Source organism: Klebsiella sp. KE9456 (genome assembly GCF_043832615.1).
GTDB lineage: Bacteria > Pseudomonadota > Gammaproteobacteria > Enterobacterales > Enterobacteriaceae > Klebsiella > Klebsiella indica.
This window is the reverse complement of sequence record NZ_JBDYQK010000010.1, coordinates 1-16,028: the sequence shown is the minus strand read 5'-3', so window position 1 is coordinate 16,028 and position 16,028 is coordinate 1. Positions and strand designations below refer to the sequence as shown.

At 51.9% G+C, this 16,028-nt stretch carries 14 protein-coding genes; 8 read left to right on the top strand and 6 right to left on the bottom strand.

Annotated elements, in window-relative coordinates; translation table 11 throughout:
* Window positions 1-153 precede the first annotated feature (153 nt).
* Both mioC and asnC read right to left on the bottom strand, forming a co-directional pair.
* Window positions 154-594 (bottom strand): FMN-binding protein MioC, encoded by a 441-nt coding sequence (gene mioC / locus ABK821_RS11780; protein WP_138362611.1) that lies wholly within the window; start codon window positions 592-594, stop codon window positions 154-156.
* Between the two features lie 90 nt (window positions 595-684).
* Window positions 685-1,143, bottom strand: a complete 459-nt coding sequence (asnC, locus tag ABK821_RS11775; protein ID WP_138362612.1) for a transcriptional regulator AsnC — start codon at window positions 1,141-1,143, stop codon at window positions 685-687.
* Between the two features lie 152 nt (window positions 1,144-1,295).
* Here asnC and asnA point away from each other — a divergent pair, with 152 nt between their 5' ends.
* Window positions 1,296-2,288 carry an aspartate--ammonia ligase gene (asnA, locus tag ABK821_RS11770; protein ID WP_142503239.1) on the top strand — a complete coding sequence of 331 codons (993 nt, stop codon included), beginning with the start codon at window positions 1,296-1,298 and terminating at the stop codon, window positions 2,286-2,288.
* A gap of 7 nt (window positions 2,289-2,295) precedes the next feature.
* Here asnA and viaA read toward each other — a convergent pair whose 3' ends face one another.
* Both viaA and ravA read right to left on the bottom strand, forming a co-directional pair.
* Entirely contained in the window at window positions 2,296-3,744 is a 1,449-nt protein-coding gene (viaA, locus tag ABK821_RS11765; RefSeq protein WP_138362614.1) for an ATPase RavA stimulator ViaA, read from the bottom strand.
* Window positions 3,741-5,240 carry an ATPase RavA gene (ravA, locus tag ABK821_RS11760; protein WP_308562203.1) on the bottom strand — a complete coding sequence of 500 codons (1,500 nt, stop codon included), beginning with the start codon at window positions 5,238-5,240 and terminating at the stop codon, window positions 3,741-3,743. Before ravA ends, viaA begins: the two co-directional genes overlap by 4 nt.
* A gap of 339 nt (window positions 5,241-5,579) precedes the next feature.
* On the opposite strand from ravA, the gene kup reads away from it, so the two are divergent.
* The 7 genes from kup to rbsR all read left to right on the top strand — a co-directional run bounded on the left by kup (window position 5,580) and on the right by rbsR (window position 13,480).
* Window positions 5,580-7,448, top strand: coding sequence for a low affinity potassium transporter Kup (gene kup, locus ABK821_RS11755; protein WP_142503242.1), 1,869 nt, complete (start codon window positions 5,580-5,582; stop codon window positions 7,446-7,448).
* A 180-nt stretch (window positions 7,449-7,628) separates the two neighbouring features.
* A complete protein-coding gene (gene rbsD / locus ABK821_RS11750; RefSeq protein WP_308562206.1) occupies window positions 7,629-8,048 on the top strand; it encodes a D-ribose pyranase in 420 nt (139 codons plus the stop codon).
* Window positions 8,049-8,058: 10 nt separating this feature from the next.
* Entirely contained in the window at window positions 8,059-9,564 is a 1,506-nt protein-coding gene (gene rbsA / locus ABK821_RS11745) for a ribose ABC transporter ATP-binding protein RbsA (RefSeq protein WP_142503243.1), read from the top strand.
* 5 nt (window positions 9,565-9,569) lie between these two features.
* The gene (gene rbsC, locus ABK821_RS11740; RefSeq protein WP_343178181.1) at window positions 9,570-10,535 is read left to right on the top strand and encodes a ribose ABC transporter permease; all 966 of its coding nucleotides are present in this window, start codon (window positions 9,570-9,572) and stop codon (window positions 10,533-10,535) included.
* Between the two features lie 27 nt (window positions 10,536-10,562).
* Complete coding sequence (rbsB, locus tag ABK821_RS11735; protein ID WP_138362620.1) at window positions 10,563-11,453, top strand: ribose ABC transporter substrate-binding protein RbsB; 891 nt, start codon at window positions 10,563-10,565, stop codon at window positions 11,451-11,453.
* Between the two features lie 101 nt (window positions 11,454-11,554).
* Entirely contained in the window at window positions 11,555-12,484 is a 930-nt protein-coding gene (gene rbsK / locus ABK821_RS11730) for a ribokinase (protein WP_343178180.1), read from the top strand.
* A gap of 12 nt (window positions 12,485-12,496) precedes the next feature.
* The gene (gene rbsR / locus ABK821_RS11725) at window positions 12,497-13,480 is read left to right on the top strand and encodes a ribose operon transcriptional repressor RbsR (protein WP_171034933.1); all 984 of its coding nucleotides are present in this window, start codon (window positions 12,497-12,499) and stop codon (window positions 13,478-13,480) included.
* Here the strand turns inward: rbsR and mdtD are convergent.
* Together mdtD and ABK821_RS11715 are read right to left on the bottom strand one after the other, a co-directional pair.
* Window positions 13,477-14,874: a multidrug transporter subunit MdtD gene (gene mdtD / locus ABK821_RS11720; RefSeq protein WP_142503245.1), complete on the bottom strand. Its 1,398-nt coding sequence runs from the start codon at window positions 14,872-14,874 to the stop codon at window positions 13,477-13,479. The two genes, rbsR and mdtD, sit on opposite strands and share 4 nt — an antisense overlap.
* 12 nt (window positions 14,875-14,886) lie before the next feature.
* The gene (locus ABK821_RS11715; RefSeq protein WP_138362624.1) at window positions 14,887-15,588 is read right to left on the bottom strand and encodes a FadR/GntR family transcriptional regulator; all 702 of its coding nucleotides are present in this window, start codon (window positions 15,586-15,588) and stop codon (window positions 14,887-14,889) included.
* Window positions 15,589-16,028 lie beyond the last annotated feature (440 nt).

Genomic DNA, 16,028 nt, shown 5'->3' with positions numbered 1-16,028 from the left:
ATGATCGGTGATCCTGGTCCGTATAAGCTGGGATCAAAATGAATGGTTATACACAGCACAAAAAACAATCTACGGTTATACTTGGATAACTACCGGTTGATCCAAGCTTTTAAGCATGGTTATCCACAGAAAAAAATAGGATCTTTACATTTCTCAGAGCAAATTCTTCCAGGATCCCAGCCAAATCTCAGCCGGATCTTCAGGAATCTCGTGTTCGAGGACGTTAATCTTCAGCGTTTCGCCGATCTGTTTTGCTCCGCAGGCTTTGAGCGCTGTTTCGAGCTTATCAATCGCCCCGCAGAAGGTATCGTATTCACGGCTACCGATGCCGACCGCGCCAAAATGGAGCGCAGAAAGATCGACCTGCTTCTCCAGTAACGCTTCGTAAAATGGCACCAGGTTATCGGGAATATCGCCAGCCCCGTGGGTTGAAGAGATAACCAGCCAGATCCCTTCTGCTTGCAGATCCTCAATCAATGGACCGTGCTGAATAGTCGTGTTGTGACCAGCCTCTTCAAGCTTTTCCGCCAGATGTTCTGATACATATTCCGCACTACCCAGGGTGCTACCGCTGATAAGAGTAATGTCTGCCATGATCGCCCCTCAACTATTCAGAGTGGCGTATTGTACGCTGTGTGAGAGTTGGGATCTACCTGTGGAAAAATGTGGGATTAAAAGGCCCGATCAGGGGCGAATGGTACGCATAATCGGGTTCTGCAGGACGATCAATGTTTCAGTGGACTGAATTTCATCAATTGTTTGGATCTTGTTGATAAGTACATGCTGAAGGGCATCGATCGATCGGCACATCACTTTTATAAAGATGCTGTAGTGGCCGGTGGTGTAATACGCTTCCGTTACTTCATCCAGGCTATTCAGTTTTGCCAGGGCGGAAGGATAATCTTTCGCGCTCTTCAGAATGATACCGATAAAGCAACCCACGTCGTAACCCAGCTGTTTTGGACTGACATCTATACGGGCGCCGGTAATGATCCCCGCCTGCTTCATTTTCTCTACCCGGACGTGAATGGTTCCTGGACTGACGCCAAACTGTTTTGCCAGTTCTGCATAGGCAGTGCGCGCGTTGGCCATTAAGGCTTCGAGGATGCCGCGATCCAGATTGTCGATCTGATAATTTTCCATAGCTTTTTCTTATGAAGTTTGATGGATCACTCTATTTTAGCGCTATATTTTAATGGATTAAAACTATGATGACCTTTTTGTTGTTGGATTATTGAATTGTATCGCGCTTTTGTTGCTTAATCAGTGGCAACAGGACGCAGGAGTTATAAATAATGAAAACCGCATATATCGCCAAACAACGACAGATTAGTTTCGTTAAGTCTCACTTTTCCCGTCAGCTTGAAGAGAAGCTCGGCCTGATTGAAGTCCAGGCGCCAATCTTAAGCCGTGTGGGAGACGGGACCCAGGATAACCTTTCTGGTTGCGAGAAAGCGGTGCAGGTGAAAGTGAAAACGCTGCCAGATGCCCGGTTTGAAGTGGTTCATTCACTGGCGAAGTGGAAGCGTCAAACCCTGGGACAACATGATTTCAGTGCGGGAGAAGGGCTGTACACGCACATGAAAGCCCTTCGCCCCGATGAAGACCGGTTAACCGCCATCCATTCCGTTTACGTTGATCAGTGGGACTGGGAGCGCGTAATGGGCGACGAAGAACGCCACTGCGGAACGTTGAAATCAACCGTTGCCGCGATCTATGCCGGGATCAAAGCTACCGAAGACGCCGTCAGTAAAGAATTTGGCCTCAAGCCGTTTCTGCCGGAGACGATCCAGTTTGTCCATAGCCAGGAGCTTTTAAGCCGCTACCCGGAGCTTGACGCTAAGGGCCGCGAGCGGGCAATCGCCAAAGAGCTTGGGGCGGTATTCCTGATGGGGATTGGCGGTAAGCTGTCTGACGGCAAGCGTCACGACGTTCGCGCGCCGGATTATGATGACTGGAGTACGCCGACGACGGAAGGTTTTGCTGGTCTGAACGGTGATATTCTGGTGTGGAACCCGGTTCTGGAAGATGCATTCGAACTCTCTTCCATGGGGATTCGCGTGGATGCTGAGGCGCTGAAACGCCAGCTTGCCATCACCGGTGATGAGGATCGCCTGCTGCTGGACTGGCATCAGGCGCTACTGCGCGGAGAAATGCCGCAGACTATCGGCGGCGGCATTGGCCAGTCTCGCCTGACCATGCTGCTTCTGCAGCTTGAGCATATTGGTCAGGTCCAGTGCGGCGTATGGCCGCAGCAGGTTCGTCAAAGCGTTACCGCGCTTCTTTAATGACGGCTTAACGTCGCCAGCGTCGCAACAGGCGGCTGCGTAACCCGGTATCAAAGCGCCAGATATGGTCGAAAATGCGCATAATGCCGGGCTTACCGTGTACTGACATCGCAACCGCATGGAAACGGTGCTGATATTTACGCTGTAGCTCTCCCACTTTATTGATTACCTCATCCGGCAAGCGCTGGGCGATAAAATCGGAAATGACCACCGCATCAGCGTCCACCCATTGCGGGTTTTGCATTCGCTCAATAATGGCCCGCAAGCAACTGGCCAGATCAGTACCCCCCCGAAAACGCTGGCTTAAAAAGCGGATCGCCTGTTCCAGGCCCTGCGGGCTGGTGAGTTCGTAATGCACTACTTCGCTGGAAAACAGCATAATAAAGCAGCGGCGGTTATCCGCCAGCGCAACGCGCATCAGCGCCAGGCAAAACGCTTTCGCGCACTGTTCATTAAACCCTCCCATAGAACCGGAGGTATCGACGCAGACGATAAACGGTCCGCGCGGTTGTTCATCGACGTCCTGGCGAGTGACCGGGCGCTCGGTGATTTTTTCCTTCCATGCATCGCCGTGTAGTCGATAGGTCAGCAGTTGCTTTTCCACCAGCTTACGGTAGAACTCAAATTCCAGTTCGGTAATGCCAAGCGTCGCCAGCTCCGGCGGCAGCAAACGCAGAATATCATCGCTCTGCTGAAGTCCGTCGATCTGCTCTGGCACGGTGGCTGGCTCGCGTACCAGACGGCGGAAAGTTTCCATCGGCGCATCTTTTTTGGGCACCATTTTCGCTTCACGTGCGCGACCCAATTGCTCGGCCAACTGCATGAGTTCAGGTTGTTGAGTTAAAAAATCACCATAGCGAACGATCAACTGATAATCCCCACGCTTCAGTTCTCCGGCGCTCATATCCCACAGATGTCCGGCGGCGTTATCATTTTCCACCAGCACCGGCTCCAGTTGTCCGCTGAGGGTCATTCGTTCCTGAACTTCGCTTAGCAGTTGCTCGCGCTCTTCATCCAGCAACTGCTGATTGAGAGAGGTTGCCTGCACCACCAGACTCAGACGCCAGCGCTGGAGAAAGAGCGTATGTAATGACGGGGTAAACGTGGGGTTGTTCGCCACCAGTTGCTGCGCCTGGGCGGCAAAAGGGGAGTGAAGCTTGTCCAGTTGGTTCAGGATTTGCGGGAGCTGGACGATGAACTGCGAGGTGGAAAGCCGTTGAGATTGTTGATAACGCTGAACTTCCGCATCCAGTTCGGCGGGAATGTGAGTTTCTTTTAGCCGCGATTTAATCGTTTCACGCCAGCGGGGAATGTCGTCCGCGATGATATTTTTAAGCCGAGGAAATTTTTCAAAGAAAACGGCTAACTGAGGTGCCGCCAGCAGCGCCAGCAGCATCTCATCGATCATTCCCTCTTCGCCGACTGCCAGCATGACATTCAGCATGTCCAGCGTCATGACTGGCGCGCCTGTTTAATCTGCGTCCCGACGTCCTGCAGGCTGGCTTCAATTCGCCCCAGCCACTCACCGGGAATAAACAGACACTTTTGTTGTTCACTGAATCGGTGATGCTGTTGATGCCACTCGTCATCCAGTGCTTCTAACTGCTGCCTGATTTCGGTCGGCATATTTTCCTGCGATTCGCTGCCGGGCAGAGAGAGACGCGACCCCTGTAAACTGACATCGCGTACGACGAGGTGCTGGCTGGTATCGACATCCATATTCAACGGCTGGGCAAAACCAATACCGTTGAGTTTACCGCGGATCTCACCGCCTTTTTCCAGCCAATGGGATAGCTCGTCACGGACAAATGTAATATGAATAACGTCCAGATCGTGTAGTTTGAGCGGCTGCTGGAGGAGCAGCGTTAAGGTGGCATCCTGCACAGACGCAGGCAGTTCATAATGGGGTTTACGGCTAAACATTCCGCCCAGGCGCGTTACCTTCAGCGCGGTTTTGTCGCTGTGCTGTTGCTGAAGCTGAATACGCCTTTGGAGAATCGCCCCCAGTCGGGTAAGCATCGCCTGCTGCTGCCAGGCGTGGCTGGTCATTAAGGTTTCCAGCTGCGCGGACATCAGATTCATGGTTTCAATATTGTGCCACAGGCAATCTTTTAACAGGATCAGGTCGACAGGCGCAATCGCATCGCGGCCGCTAAAGTAGGCGCTGGCCTGCAGCAGGCGGATGGCTTTTTTCCAGCGACGATCTGAAACGTAAGGCGCATTTGGCAGCGTATCCAGTTGCTGGCGCAGCTGGAAAATCAGTTCAAAAACGCTGTCCGGTAGCTTGACGTTGCCGATATCCTGTTGCCACTGCCGGAACTCTTCGTCGCTGACCTGCAAATTAGCCGGAACGGGATTGTTGTTCTCATCCTGCTGGCTTATCAGCATTGAACGGAAATTGGTTTTGTCCTGTACCTTATCGAGCCACAAACGGATGAGCAGACGATCGTAGAGAGCTTCGAGGCTGTTGTCCGCTTCAGGTAATTCGTTCGATGCCGCCACCAGCAGGCGCATGGGGATTTTTTTCTCGGTCGCGCCATTGCGGAAATGACGTTCGTTTATCGCCGTAAGCAGCGTGTTAAGGATCGCCGGACCGGCTTTCCAGATTTCATCGAGAAAAACAATTTCGGCTTCCGGCAGGTACCCCGTGGTTAAACGTTCGTAGCGGCCTTCATCTTTCAGCGCCTGGATGGAGAGCGGGCCAAAGACTTCTTCCGGCGTCGAGAAGCGGGTCATCAGATATTCAAACGCGCGGGCTTGCTGAAAAGCAAACTTGAGGCGACGGGCTATCAGGCTTTTGGCGATACCCGGCGGGCCCAGCAGAAAAACGCTCTCGCCGCTTAGCGCAGCAAGCAGGCAAAGCCGTATTGCATGGCTGCGTTCAAAGAGTCCATTTTCAAGAGCGGCGCTGAGACGGGAAATTCTTTCTGCCAGTAAATGTGATTGAGCCATAATTGAGTTGCGTGCTTTTCAGGATGTCGTTGTTGAGTCGAGTATAGATGCTTGATCAGGGGTGGTAATAGACCGAAGAATCCATTTATTTTCTTTGCTTCAGGTTAAGATGATGTCGGTTAGGGGTACGATTCAGCAAATAATCGTGCATACTGTGCGCTTTTTGTGGGCCAAGGGATCAGGAACACATCTGTTTGATATACACAAAATTGTTCAGGATGCGTCAAGGCGGCAAGGGATGAATTCTTCGGAGCGTCATAAAGATGACCTCGGGTTTCTGAGCGCAGCTAACGCAGAGGCAGCCTGAACAGTGCTGTGTATAAACGAAAAGACTAGTCTATGAGCTCTGATAATAAGCAATCGTTGTCGGCAATAACGCTGGCGGCAATCGGCGTGGTATACGGCGATATCGGTACCAGCCCACTGTATACACTTCGTGAATGTCTGTCTGGTCAGTTTGGCTTCGGCGTGGAGCATGATGCTGTTTTTGGCTTCCTGTCGCTCATTTTCTGGCTATTAATTCTCACCGTATCGCTCAAATATATTACCTTCGTTATGCGGGCGGATAATGCCGGTGAAGGTGGAATACTGACGTTAATGTCTTTGGCGGGACGAAATACGTCTGCCCGAACGACATCCGTTCTGGTGATCCTCGGGCTTATCGGTGGGAGTTTTTTTTATGGTGAGGTGGTGATTACTCCTGCTATCTCTGTGATGTCGGCGATAGAGGGGCTGGAAATTATCGCCCCGGATCTGGATACCTGGGTTGTCCCCATATCCATTATCGTCCTGACGCTGCTGTTTGTTATTCAAAAACACGGCACCAGTATGGTGGGCAAGCTGTTCGCGCCGATCATGCTAATCTGGTTCCTGCTGCTGGCAGTGCTTGGCGCGCGTAGCATCTTTGCTAATCCGGTCGTTCTGCAGGCGCTGAACCCCTACTGGGCGGTTCACTTCTTCCTCGAATATAAAACTGTCTCCTTTGTGGCGCTGGGCGCGGTGGTTCTGTCGATTACCGGTGTGGAGGCGCTTTATGCCGATATGGGGCATTTCGGTAAATTACCTATTCGCCTGGCGTGGTTTTCGGTGGTGTTACCTTCTCTGGTGCTAAACTATTTTGGCCAGGGCGCGCTGTTGTTAAAACATCCGGAAGCGATTAAAAACCCGTTTTTCCTGCTGGCGCCGGGGTGGGCATTGATTCCGATGCTGATTATCGCCACCCTGGCGACGGTTATCGCCTCTCAGGCGGTTATCTCCGGGGTCTTCTCGCTGACTCGCCAGGCGGTGCGCCTGGGATACCTGTCGCCGATGCGTATTATTCATACATCGGAAATGGAGTCGGGCCAGATTTACATCCCGTTTATCAACTGGTTGCTCTATATCTCGGTGGTTATTGTTATTGTTAATTTTGAGCATTCGTCGAATCTGGCTGCCGCATACGGTATTGCGGTTACCGGGACGATGGTGCTGACCACCATTCTGTTCACGACGGTGGCGCGGCAAAACTGGCTCTGGAATAAGTTTGTTGTGGCGCTGTTGCTGCTGGCCTTTATGTGCATTGATGTCCCGCTGTTCTCGGCCAACCTGGATAAAATAGTCTCCGGCGGCTGGCTGCCACTGACGCTTGGTTTAATCATGTTCATCATCATGACCACCTGGAAGAGCGAGCGTTTTCGCCTGCTGCGCCGGATGCATGAGCATGGTAATTCTCTGGAGGCGATGATCTCATCTCTTGAGAAATCGCCGCCGGTGCGCGTACCCGGCACCGCGGTGTACATGTCCCGTGCGCTGAACGTGATTCCTTTTGCCCTGTTGCATAATCTGAAGCATAACAAGGTGCTGCATGAGCGAGTCATTCTGCTGACGCTGCGTACCGAAGATGCGCCATACGTGCATAACGTTCGCCGCGTACAAATCGAGCAAATGTCGCCTTCATTCTGGCGGGTGGTTGCCAGCTATGGCTGGCGCGAAACGCCGAACGTCGAAGAGGTTTTCCACCGTTGCGGGCTGGAAGGTTTGAGCTGCCGGATGATGGAGACCTCCTTCTTTATGTCGCATGAATCGCTGATCATCGGCAAACGCCCCTGGTATCTGCGTCTGCGCGGCAAACTGTATCTTCTGCTGCAGCGCAATGCTTTGCGGGCGCCTGATCAGTTCGAAATTCCGCCTAATCGGGTTATTGAGCTCGGAACCCAGGTTGAGATCTGATTAGTTAAAACCCTTCTTCGTGAAGGGTTTTTGTTATTTGAACTGTTCCCTCTTTCTTTTCTCCCGTGTGCGAAACGTTTCGATAGCGATCACAATTCTTACTCTTGCTGATGGTTTTTTGTTTTTGTCGTGCTCATACTTACCTCAGCGAAACGTTTCGCTCGTGGAGTAAAAGAGAAAATGAAAAAAGGTATCGTGCTTAATGCTGATATTTCGTCGGTCATTTCCCGTCTGGGTCATACCGATACGCTGGTGGTTTGTGACGCCGGGTTACCCATTCCCGGCAGCAGCGCGCGTATTGATATGGCATTAACTCACGGGGTGCCCTCCTTTATGCAGGTTCTGGAGGTTGTGACGAGCGAAATGCAGGTTGAAGCGGCTATCCTCGCGGAAGAGATTAAAACGCTTAATCCGCAGCTCCACGCAACGTTGCTCAGCCATCTTGAGCAACTGCAGCAACACCAGGGAAACACCATTGAAATTCGTTACACCAGTCATGAGCAGTTCAAAAAAGAAACCGCGGATAGTCAGGCGGTGATTCGCAGCGGGGAGTGTTCCCCGTATGCGAACATTATTCTCTGCGCCGGCGTCACGTTCTGAGGCCGTTAATATGGAAGCCTTATTGCAATTAAAAGGCATCGATAAAGCCTTTCCTGGCGTCAAGGCGCTTTCCGGCGCTTCGCTAAACGTTTATCCAGGGCGCGTGATGGCGCTGGTCGGGGAAAATGGCGCCGGTAAGTCCACCATGATGAAGGTGCTGACCGGTATCTACTCCCGCGACGCGGGCTCGTTGTTGTGGTTGGGGAAAGAGACCACGTTTAACGGCCCCAAATTCTCTCAGGAAGCCGGTATCGGCATCATTCATCAGGAGCTTAATCTTATCCCGCAACTGACGATTGCTGAGAATATTTTCCTCGGTCGAGAGTTCGTCAATCGCTTTGGCAAAATCGACTGGAAAATGATGTATGCCGAAGCCGACAAGCTGCTGGCGAAGCTGAATTTACGCTTCAATAGCCAAAAGCTGGTGGGCGATCTGTCAATCGGCGATCAACAAATGGTGGAGATCGCTAAAGTCCTCAGTTTCGAGTCGAAGGTCATCATTATGGATGAACCGACCGACGCCCTGACCGATACCGAGACCGAATCCCTGTTCCGCGTGATCCGTGAACTGAAATCGCAGGGCCGCGGTATTGTCTATATTTCCCACCGTATGAAAGAGATCTTTGAGATTTGCGATGATGTTACGGTTTTCCGCGACGGGCAGTTTATCGCCGAGCGCGAAGTCGCCAGTCTGAATGAAGATCTGCTGATTGAGATGATGGTGGGTCGCAAGCTGGAAGATCAGTATCCGCATCTGGATAAAGCGCCAGGTGCGGTTCGTCTGAAGGTTGATAACCTGTGTGGTTCGGGTGTGGAAAACATCTCCTTTACGTTGCATCAGGGCGAGATTCTTGGCGTTGCCGGGCTGATGGGCGCGGGGCGTACTGAACTGATGAAGGTGCTGTACGGCGCTCTGCCACGCAGCAGCGGTTCGGTCACGCTTGATGGGCGCGAAGTGGTGACTCGTTCTCCGCAGGATGGCCTGGCGAACGGTATTGTCTACATTTCTGAAGACCGTAAGCGCGATGGCTTAGTGTTGGGCATGTCGGTCAAAGAAAATATGTCCCTCACCGCACTGCGTTACTTCAGCCGCAGTGGGGGGAGCCTCAAACACAAAGATGAACAGCAGGCGGTGAGTGATTTTATCCGTTTGTTTAATGTAAAAACGCCCTCGATGGAGCAGTCCATTGGACTGCTTTCTGGTGGTAACCAGCAGAAGGTCGCGATAGCTCGTGGGCTGATGACCCGCCCGAAGGTGTTGATCCTCGACGAGCCGACTCGCGGTGTGGATGTGGGCGCGAAAAAAGAAATATATCAACTGATTAACCAGTTTAAAGCTGAAGGGCTGAGCATCATTCTGGTCTCTTCGGAGATGCCAGAAGTGCTGGGTATGAGCGATCGCATCATCGTGATGCATGAAGGGCATCTCGGCGGTGAATTCACACGCGAGCAGGCCACTCAGGAAGTATTGATGGCTGCCGCCGTGGGCAAGCTTAACCGAGTGAATCAGGAGTAAAAAAGATGAATAACCCGGCTGTTTCTGGTCGTCGCTATTTCACAAAAGCGTGGCTGATGGAGCAAAAATCGTTGATTGCCCTGTTGGTGCTGATCGCGATTGTTTCCACCATGAGCCCCAACTTTTTTACCGTGAATAACCTGTTCAATATTCTGCAACAAACGTCAGTTAACGCCATTATGGCGGTGGGAATGACGCTGGTTATTCTGACATCAGGTATCGACCTGTCCGTCGGTTCCCTGCTGGCGCTTACCGGGGCGGTAGCCGCATCAATTGTCGGGATTGAGGTGAACGCGCTGGTGGCTGTTGTCGCTGCGCTGGCATTAGGCGCGGCCATCGGCGCAGTCACAGGCGTGATTGTGGCGAAAGGGCGAGTCCAGGCATTTATCGCCACGCTGGTGATGATGCTGCTGTTGCGCGGTGTGACCATGGTTTATACCGATGGTAGCCCGGTAAATACCGGCTTTACCGACAATGCCGATCTGTTTGGCTGGTTCGGGATTGGCCGCCCGCTGGGGATCCCTACCCCGGTATGGATTATGGCGATTGTTTTTCTCGCCGCCTGGTACATGCTGCACCAGACTCGTCTCGGTCGTTATATTTACGCGCTTGGCGGTAATGAGGCAGCAACGCGCCTTTCCGGCATCAGCGTCAATAAAGTTAAAATCATCGTCTATTCTTTATGCGGCATGACCGCCTCGCTGGCCGGAATTATTGAAGTCGCTCGTCTCTCTTCCGCGCAACCGACGGCGGGCACCGGTTATGAACTGGATGCGATAGCTGCGGTTGTGCTCGGCGGTACCAGTCTTTCTGGCGGTAAAGGCCGTATTGTCGGCACGTTAATTGGGGCGTTGATCCTTGGTTTTCTGAACAACGGCCTGAATTTATTAGGTGTTTCATCCTATTACCAGATGATCGTGAAAGCGGTGGTCATTTTGCTGGCGGTACTGGTAGATAACAAGAAGCAGTAACTGAGAACTCTACAGGACATCTTAACTATGAATATGAAAAAACTGGCGACCCTGGTCTCTGCTGTCGCGTTAAGTGCGACCATTAGCGCAAACGCGATGGCCAAAGATACCATCGCTCTGGTTATCTCTACGCTTAACAATCCGTTCTTCGTCTCGCTGAAAGATGGCGCGCAAAAAGAAGCTGACAAACTGGGGTATAACCTGGTGGTGCTGGATTCGCAGAACAACCCGGCAAAAGAACTGGCCAACGTTCAGGATTTAACCGTTCGCGGCACGAAATTGCTGCTGATTAACCCAACGGATTCTGATGCGGTTGGCAACGCTGTGAAGCTGGCGAACCAGGCCAAAATTCCGGTCATCACTCTCGACCGCCAGGCATCAAAAGGCGAAGTGGTTAGCCATATTGCTTCCGATAACGTGCTTGGTGGCAAAATGGCCGGTGACTATATCGCGAAGAAACTTGGCGACAAAGCGAAAATCATTGAATTACAGGGGATTGCGGGGACATCTGCGGCACGCGAACGTGGAGAAGGTTTCCGGCAGGCCGTTGCTGCGCATAAATTTAACGTTCTGGCCAGCCAACCGGCAGATTTTGACCGTACTAAGGGCCTGAACGTTATGCAAAACCTGCTGACGGCGCATCCGGATGTGCAGGCGGTATTTGCCCAGAATGATGAGATGGCGCTGGGCGCCCTGCGTGCGCTGCAAACTGCGGGTAGATCTGATGTGATGGTTGTTGGATTTGATGGTACTGCGGATGGCGAGAAAGCGGTAAAAAGTGGCAAACTGGCTGCGACCATCGCCCAGTTACCGGAACAGATCGGCGTGAAGGGTGTTGAGATTGCCGATAAAGTGCTGAAGGGCGAAAAAGTGGATGCCAGCTACCCGGTTGAGTTGAAACTGGTCATTAAGCAATAATGTGTTATTCGGGCTGGTGACAGTCCGAGGGACAACATAATAAAGAAAAGCAGGGCATGCGCCACCGGGTTCCGGTGGCGCGCTTCCCGGGAATATTGATTATGAAAACCGCAGGCAGACTTGTCGTCCTTGGCAGTATCAACGTCGATCATATCCTCAACCTCGACGATTTCCCTACACCGGGGGAAACGGTCACTGGTCATCATTATCAGGTCGCCTTTGGCGGTAAAGGTGCAAACCAGGCTGTTGCTGCCGGGCGTAGCGGAGCAAATATCTCCTTTATTGCCTGTACCGGCGATGACGATATTGGCGAACGTATTTGTCGCCAGATGAAAAGCGATAACATCGATGTCGCGCCAGTCAGAGCCGTTGCCGGTGAATCAACTGGCGTGGCGCTGATTTTTGTGAACGCTGAAGGCGAAAATACTATTGGTATTCATGCCGGCGCTAATGCTGCGCTCTCCGTTGCTCAGGTTGAGGCAGAAAAAGATCGTATCGTCGGCGCGCAGGCATTGCTGATGCAACTGGAATCACCGTTGGAAAGCGTACTGGCGGCGGCGAAAATCGCACACCAGAATCAGACTTTAGTGATACTCAATCCTGCTCCAGCCCGTGAACTGCCTGATGAACTGTTAGCGCTGGTGGATATTATTACCCCTAACGAGACCGAAGCGGAAAAGCTGACCGGTGTTCGAGTGGAAAATGACGATGATGCGGCAAAAGCGGCGAATGTGCTCCATGATAAAGGTATCGGTACAGTGATTATTACGCTTGGCAGCCGTGGCGTCTGGGCCAGCAGCGACGGTGAAAGTCGCCGGGTTCCTGGCTTTAACGTGCAGGTAGTTGATACCATTGCCGCTGGCGATACTTTTAACGGTGCCCTGGTTACCGCGTTACTTGAAGGCAGCGTACTGTCTGAAGCGATTCGTTTTGCCCATGCTGCCGCGGCGATCGCGGTCACCCGTAAAGGCGCCCAGCCCTCCGTGCCATGGCGAGAAGAGATAGACGAATTTTTACGTCAACAGGGGTAACGCTTGGCCACCATGAAGGATGTAGCCCGCATTGCGGGCGTTTCCACTTCGACGGTTTCTCATGTCATCAACAAAGATCGCTTCGTCAGCGACGCCATTACCGCTAAAGTTAATGCTGCGATTAAGAGCCTGAATTATGCGCCCTCTGCGTTGGCGCGCAGCCTCAAATTAAATCAAACTCGCACCATAGGCATGCTCATTACCGCCAGTACCAATCCCTTTTACTCGGAGCTGGTACGCGGCGTGGAGCGTAGCTGTTTTGAACGCGGATACAGTCTCGTGCTGTGTAATACCGAAGGCGATGAGCAGCGTATGAACCGCAATCTGGAAACGCTGATGCAAAAGCGCGTCGATGGTTTACTGCTGTTGTGCACTGAAACTCACCAACCTTCCCCGGAGATTATGCAGCGCTATCCTTCTGTACCGACAGTAATGATGGACTGGGCACCATTCGACGGCGATAGCGACCTGATTCAGGATAACTCTCTGCTGGGAGGCGATATGGCGACGCAGTATCTGATTGATCAAGGTTATATAAGGATCGCCTGCATTGCCGGGCCGCTGGATAAAACGCCGTCGCGGCTACGTCTGGAAGGCTATCACTCAGCGATGGCTCGCGCCGGGTTAGTTGTACCTGAAGGATATGTGATTAGCAGCGATTTTGAATTTGGCGGTGGGTTTAGCGCCATGCAGAAGCTGTTGGATCTGCCTGAGCGACCGCAGGCGGTATTTGTCGGTAACGACGCTATGGCGGTGGGCGCCTATCAGGCCCTTTATCAGCGAGGATTGCATATTCCGCAGGATATGGCGCTGGTGGGCTATGACGATATTGAACTGGCGCGCTACATGACGCCACCGCTGACCACCATTCATCAGCCGAAAGATGAACTGGGCGAACTGGCCATTGATGTGCTAATCCACCGTATGGCCGAGCCAGAACAAAAACAACAGCGTGTCCAATTGACGCCGGAACTGGTGATTCGCGGCTCAGCCTAATGCTTGTGCCGCTCCTTAATCAGATTACGGCCATCCTTCGCGCTTAATAATGTAAATACCAGCGCCGATACCACGGTGATCGCCCCCATGGTAATAAAGGTGTAGTGAAACTGTTCAATAGTATTTGCACTATCGAATCCTTGATAAAAGCGCAGTACTGCTGCGCTTATGGCGACACCGAGGCTGATGGAGAGTTGTTGGGTAACCGCCAGCATACTGTTACCGCTGCTGGCGTTTTCATCGGTCAAATCTGCGAGAGTGATGGTATTCATTGCTGTGAACTGAGTGGACATCGCCATTCCCAGTACAAATAGCGGTAATAGCAGCATCCAGAGCGCCATATCCGGTGATTGCAGTGAAAACTGAGAAATCATCAGTCCGATAAATACCGTGACCCCAACCAGCGTTTTCCGGTAGCCAAACCAGCGAAGAATCTGCGTGACGGTTGATTTCGCGATAATTGAACCGATAGCCGTAGGCGCTATCATGCAGCCCGCGATAATCGCCGGATAGCCAAAGCCGACCTGTAGCATCAGAGGCATCAGGAACGGAACGCACCCGGTGCCGAGGCGGGTGGCCAGATTCCCCGCAATGCCTACGGAAAACGTATGTGTTTTAAATAAAGAAAGCGAAATGAGCGGTGTGGGATGATGGCGCGCGTGGCGAATATAGATCACCAGTAAAACAATACTCAAGGCAAGGATAATCAGGGCAATCCATGTCGCAACGAGCTTTTCGCCAAACAGTTCTATTCCGCTGGAAAACAGCACCAGACTGAAGCCAAATAGCAGAAAGCCTGACAAATCAAAACGGCGTCTGGGGGTGGTGAAATTCGGCATATATTTGCGGGCGTAAATAATCCCGATAATGCCAATGGGAATATTGATCAGGAAAATCCAGTGCCAACTGGCCCAGGTGACCAGGACGCCACCGAGTACCGGTCCGAGTATCGGGCCGACCAGTCCGGGCATCGTAACGAAGTTTAATACCGGCAGTAATTCACTACGTGGATAAGCGCGCAATAATGCCAGCCTCGCCACCGGCATCATCATCGCTCCGCCGATGCCTTGAATGACACGGAAGATGACCAGCTCCATCAGTGAACCCGACAGGGCGCAGGCAAGCGAACCCAGAATAAACAGACTCACGGCGATGATAAACACTTTCCGTGTGCCGAAGCGGTCGGCCAGCCAGCCGCTGATCGGAATAAGCATGGCTACGGTAAGTGTATAGCTGATGATAGCTGATTGCATCGCTAGTGGAGAATGGTTGAGACTGTGGGCGATAGCCGGGAGGGCGGTATTCAGAATGGTGGCGTCCAGCGCCTGCATAAAAAAGGCCATTGCTGCAATCCACGGCAGCCCGGCCATACTGTGCCCTTTTTTTCCGGTCATTCGATGCCCTTGTTATTTGCCTGAATGGGGTGGTGCGCTCAATAACGCCTGGCAAGCGTTAAATGCTCGTGGACCGTCGTTGTCCAGAATTGCGTCAACTATTGCTTGATGAAGATCCAGCTTTACTACTTCATTCTGAGTAATCGACGTGAAATAGGTATGATAGACCGAATGGAATAAGGAGGCGAAAGAGGTCAGGAAAGGGTTTCCGCTCATTTCATATATGTGTTCATGCCAGGCCATATCGACGTCAATCCAGCGTTCACGCTGAAAATTTCTTTTCAGTTCAACCATCTCCTCCATTAAGGTATTGAGCTGCGCTTTTTGTTCTGAAGTGCCTGATGCTGCCGCCAGAAAGCAGGCCTGAGGCTCCAGGCTGCTGCGCATAATGAGAAAATGGTTCACAACCTCTGCAAAGTTATCTTCTGTGAGCCACCATGACAGTAACTCTTTGTCGAGAAAGTTCCAACTGCTGCGGGGCATAACCCGGGTTCCGATGCGTGGGCGTGGCAGAAGCATTCCTTTTGCTGCCAGTGTCTTAACCGCTTCACGCACAGCGGTACGGCTTACACCAAACTGTTCGCCTAATTCCATCTCTCCCGGAAGAATGCTTTCTGGCTGATATTCACCGGTCAGTATTTTTTGAGCCAGTTTCTCCGCTAAAACCCAGGAGATATTTTTTTGTGCCGCCAGTTGCTGTGCGCTTAAAGACATAAATGCAGTTCCTTTCTTTTCGACTCTGCCAGTATGCCATCTGGCGGCTTACCTGGTTGGTTAAAACGGCAAAATAACGGTTTTTGTCATATTACACAGTAAAATGATGAAAAAAGAGACAGTTGGAAAGTTTTTTGCAATTACCCCTTGTCACACCGGAATTACTCCCTATAATGCGCCTCCACTGACACGGAACAACGGCACGCAAGCCGCCGGGTCAGCGGGGTTAAGCGGTGAAAAGTCACCGTGAAAACCGACAGGGAAAAGCAAAAATTAACGCTTGACTCTGAATGAGGAAAACGTATTATACGGGACCTCGCGACAGAGCGCTGAAGCGCGTCGCAACTGCTCTTTAACAATTTATCAGACAATCTGTGTGGGCACTCAAAGTGACATGGATTCTTAATGTCTTCGGACAATAAATGAATACCAAGTCTCTG

Bases quoted from the DNA above. Each gene is read 5' to 3' on its own strand.
- ravA (WP_308562203.1), bottom strand. From the start codon at position 5,240: ATGGCTCAATCACATTTACTGGCAGAAAGAATTTCCCGTCTCAGCGCC.
- mdtD (WP_142503245.1), bottom strand. From the start codon at position 14,874: ATGACCGGAAAAAAAGGGCACAGTATGGCCGGGCTGCCGTGGATTGCA.
- rbsC (WP_343178181.1), top strand. From the start codon at position 9,570: ATGAATAACCCGGCTGTTTCTGGTCGTCGCTATTTCACAAAAGCGTGG.
- rbsB (WP_138362620.1), top strand. From the start codon at position 10,563: ATGAATATGAAAAAACTGGCGACCCTGGTCTCTGCTGTCGCGTTAAGT.
- viaA (WP_138362614.1), bottom strand. From the start codon at position 3,744: ATGACGCTGGACATGCTGAATGTCATGCTGGCAGTCGGCGAAGAGGGA.
- rbsD (WP_308562206.1), top strand. From the start codon at position 7,629: ATGAAAAAAGGTATCGTGCTTAATGCTGATATTTCGTCGGTCATTTCC.
- asnA (WP_142503239.1), top strand. From the start codon at position 1,296: ATGAAAACCGCATATATCGCCAAACAACGACAGATTAGTTTCGTTAAG.
- ABK821_RS11715 (WP_138362624.1), bottom strand. From the start codon at position 15,588: ATGTCTTTAAGCGCACAGCAACTGGCGGCACAAAAAAATATCTCCTGG.
- asnC (WP_138362612.1), bottom strand. From the start codon at position 1,143: ATGGAAAATTATCAGATCGACAATCTGGATCGCGGCATCCTCGAAGCC.
- mioC (WP_138362611.1), bottom strand. From the start codon at position 594: ATGGCAGACATTACTCTTATCAGCGGTAGCACCCTGGGTAGTGCGGAA.
- rbsK (WP_343178180.1), top strand. From the start codon at position 11,555: ATGAAAACCGCAGGCAGACTTGTCGTCCTTGGCAGTATCAACGTCGAT.
- rbsR (WP_171034933.1), top strand. From the start codon at position 12,497: ATGAAGGATGTAGCCCGCATTGCGGGCGTTTCCACTTCGACGGTTTCT.
- kup (WP_142503242.1), top strand. From the start codon at position 5,580: ATGAGCTCTGATAATAAGCAATCGTTGTCGGCAATAACGCTGGCGGCA.
- rbsA (WP_142503243.1), top strand. From the start codon at position 8,059: ATGGAAGCCTTATTGCAATTAAAAGGCATCGATAAAGCCTTTCCTGGC.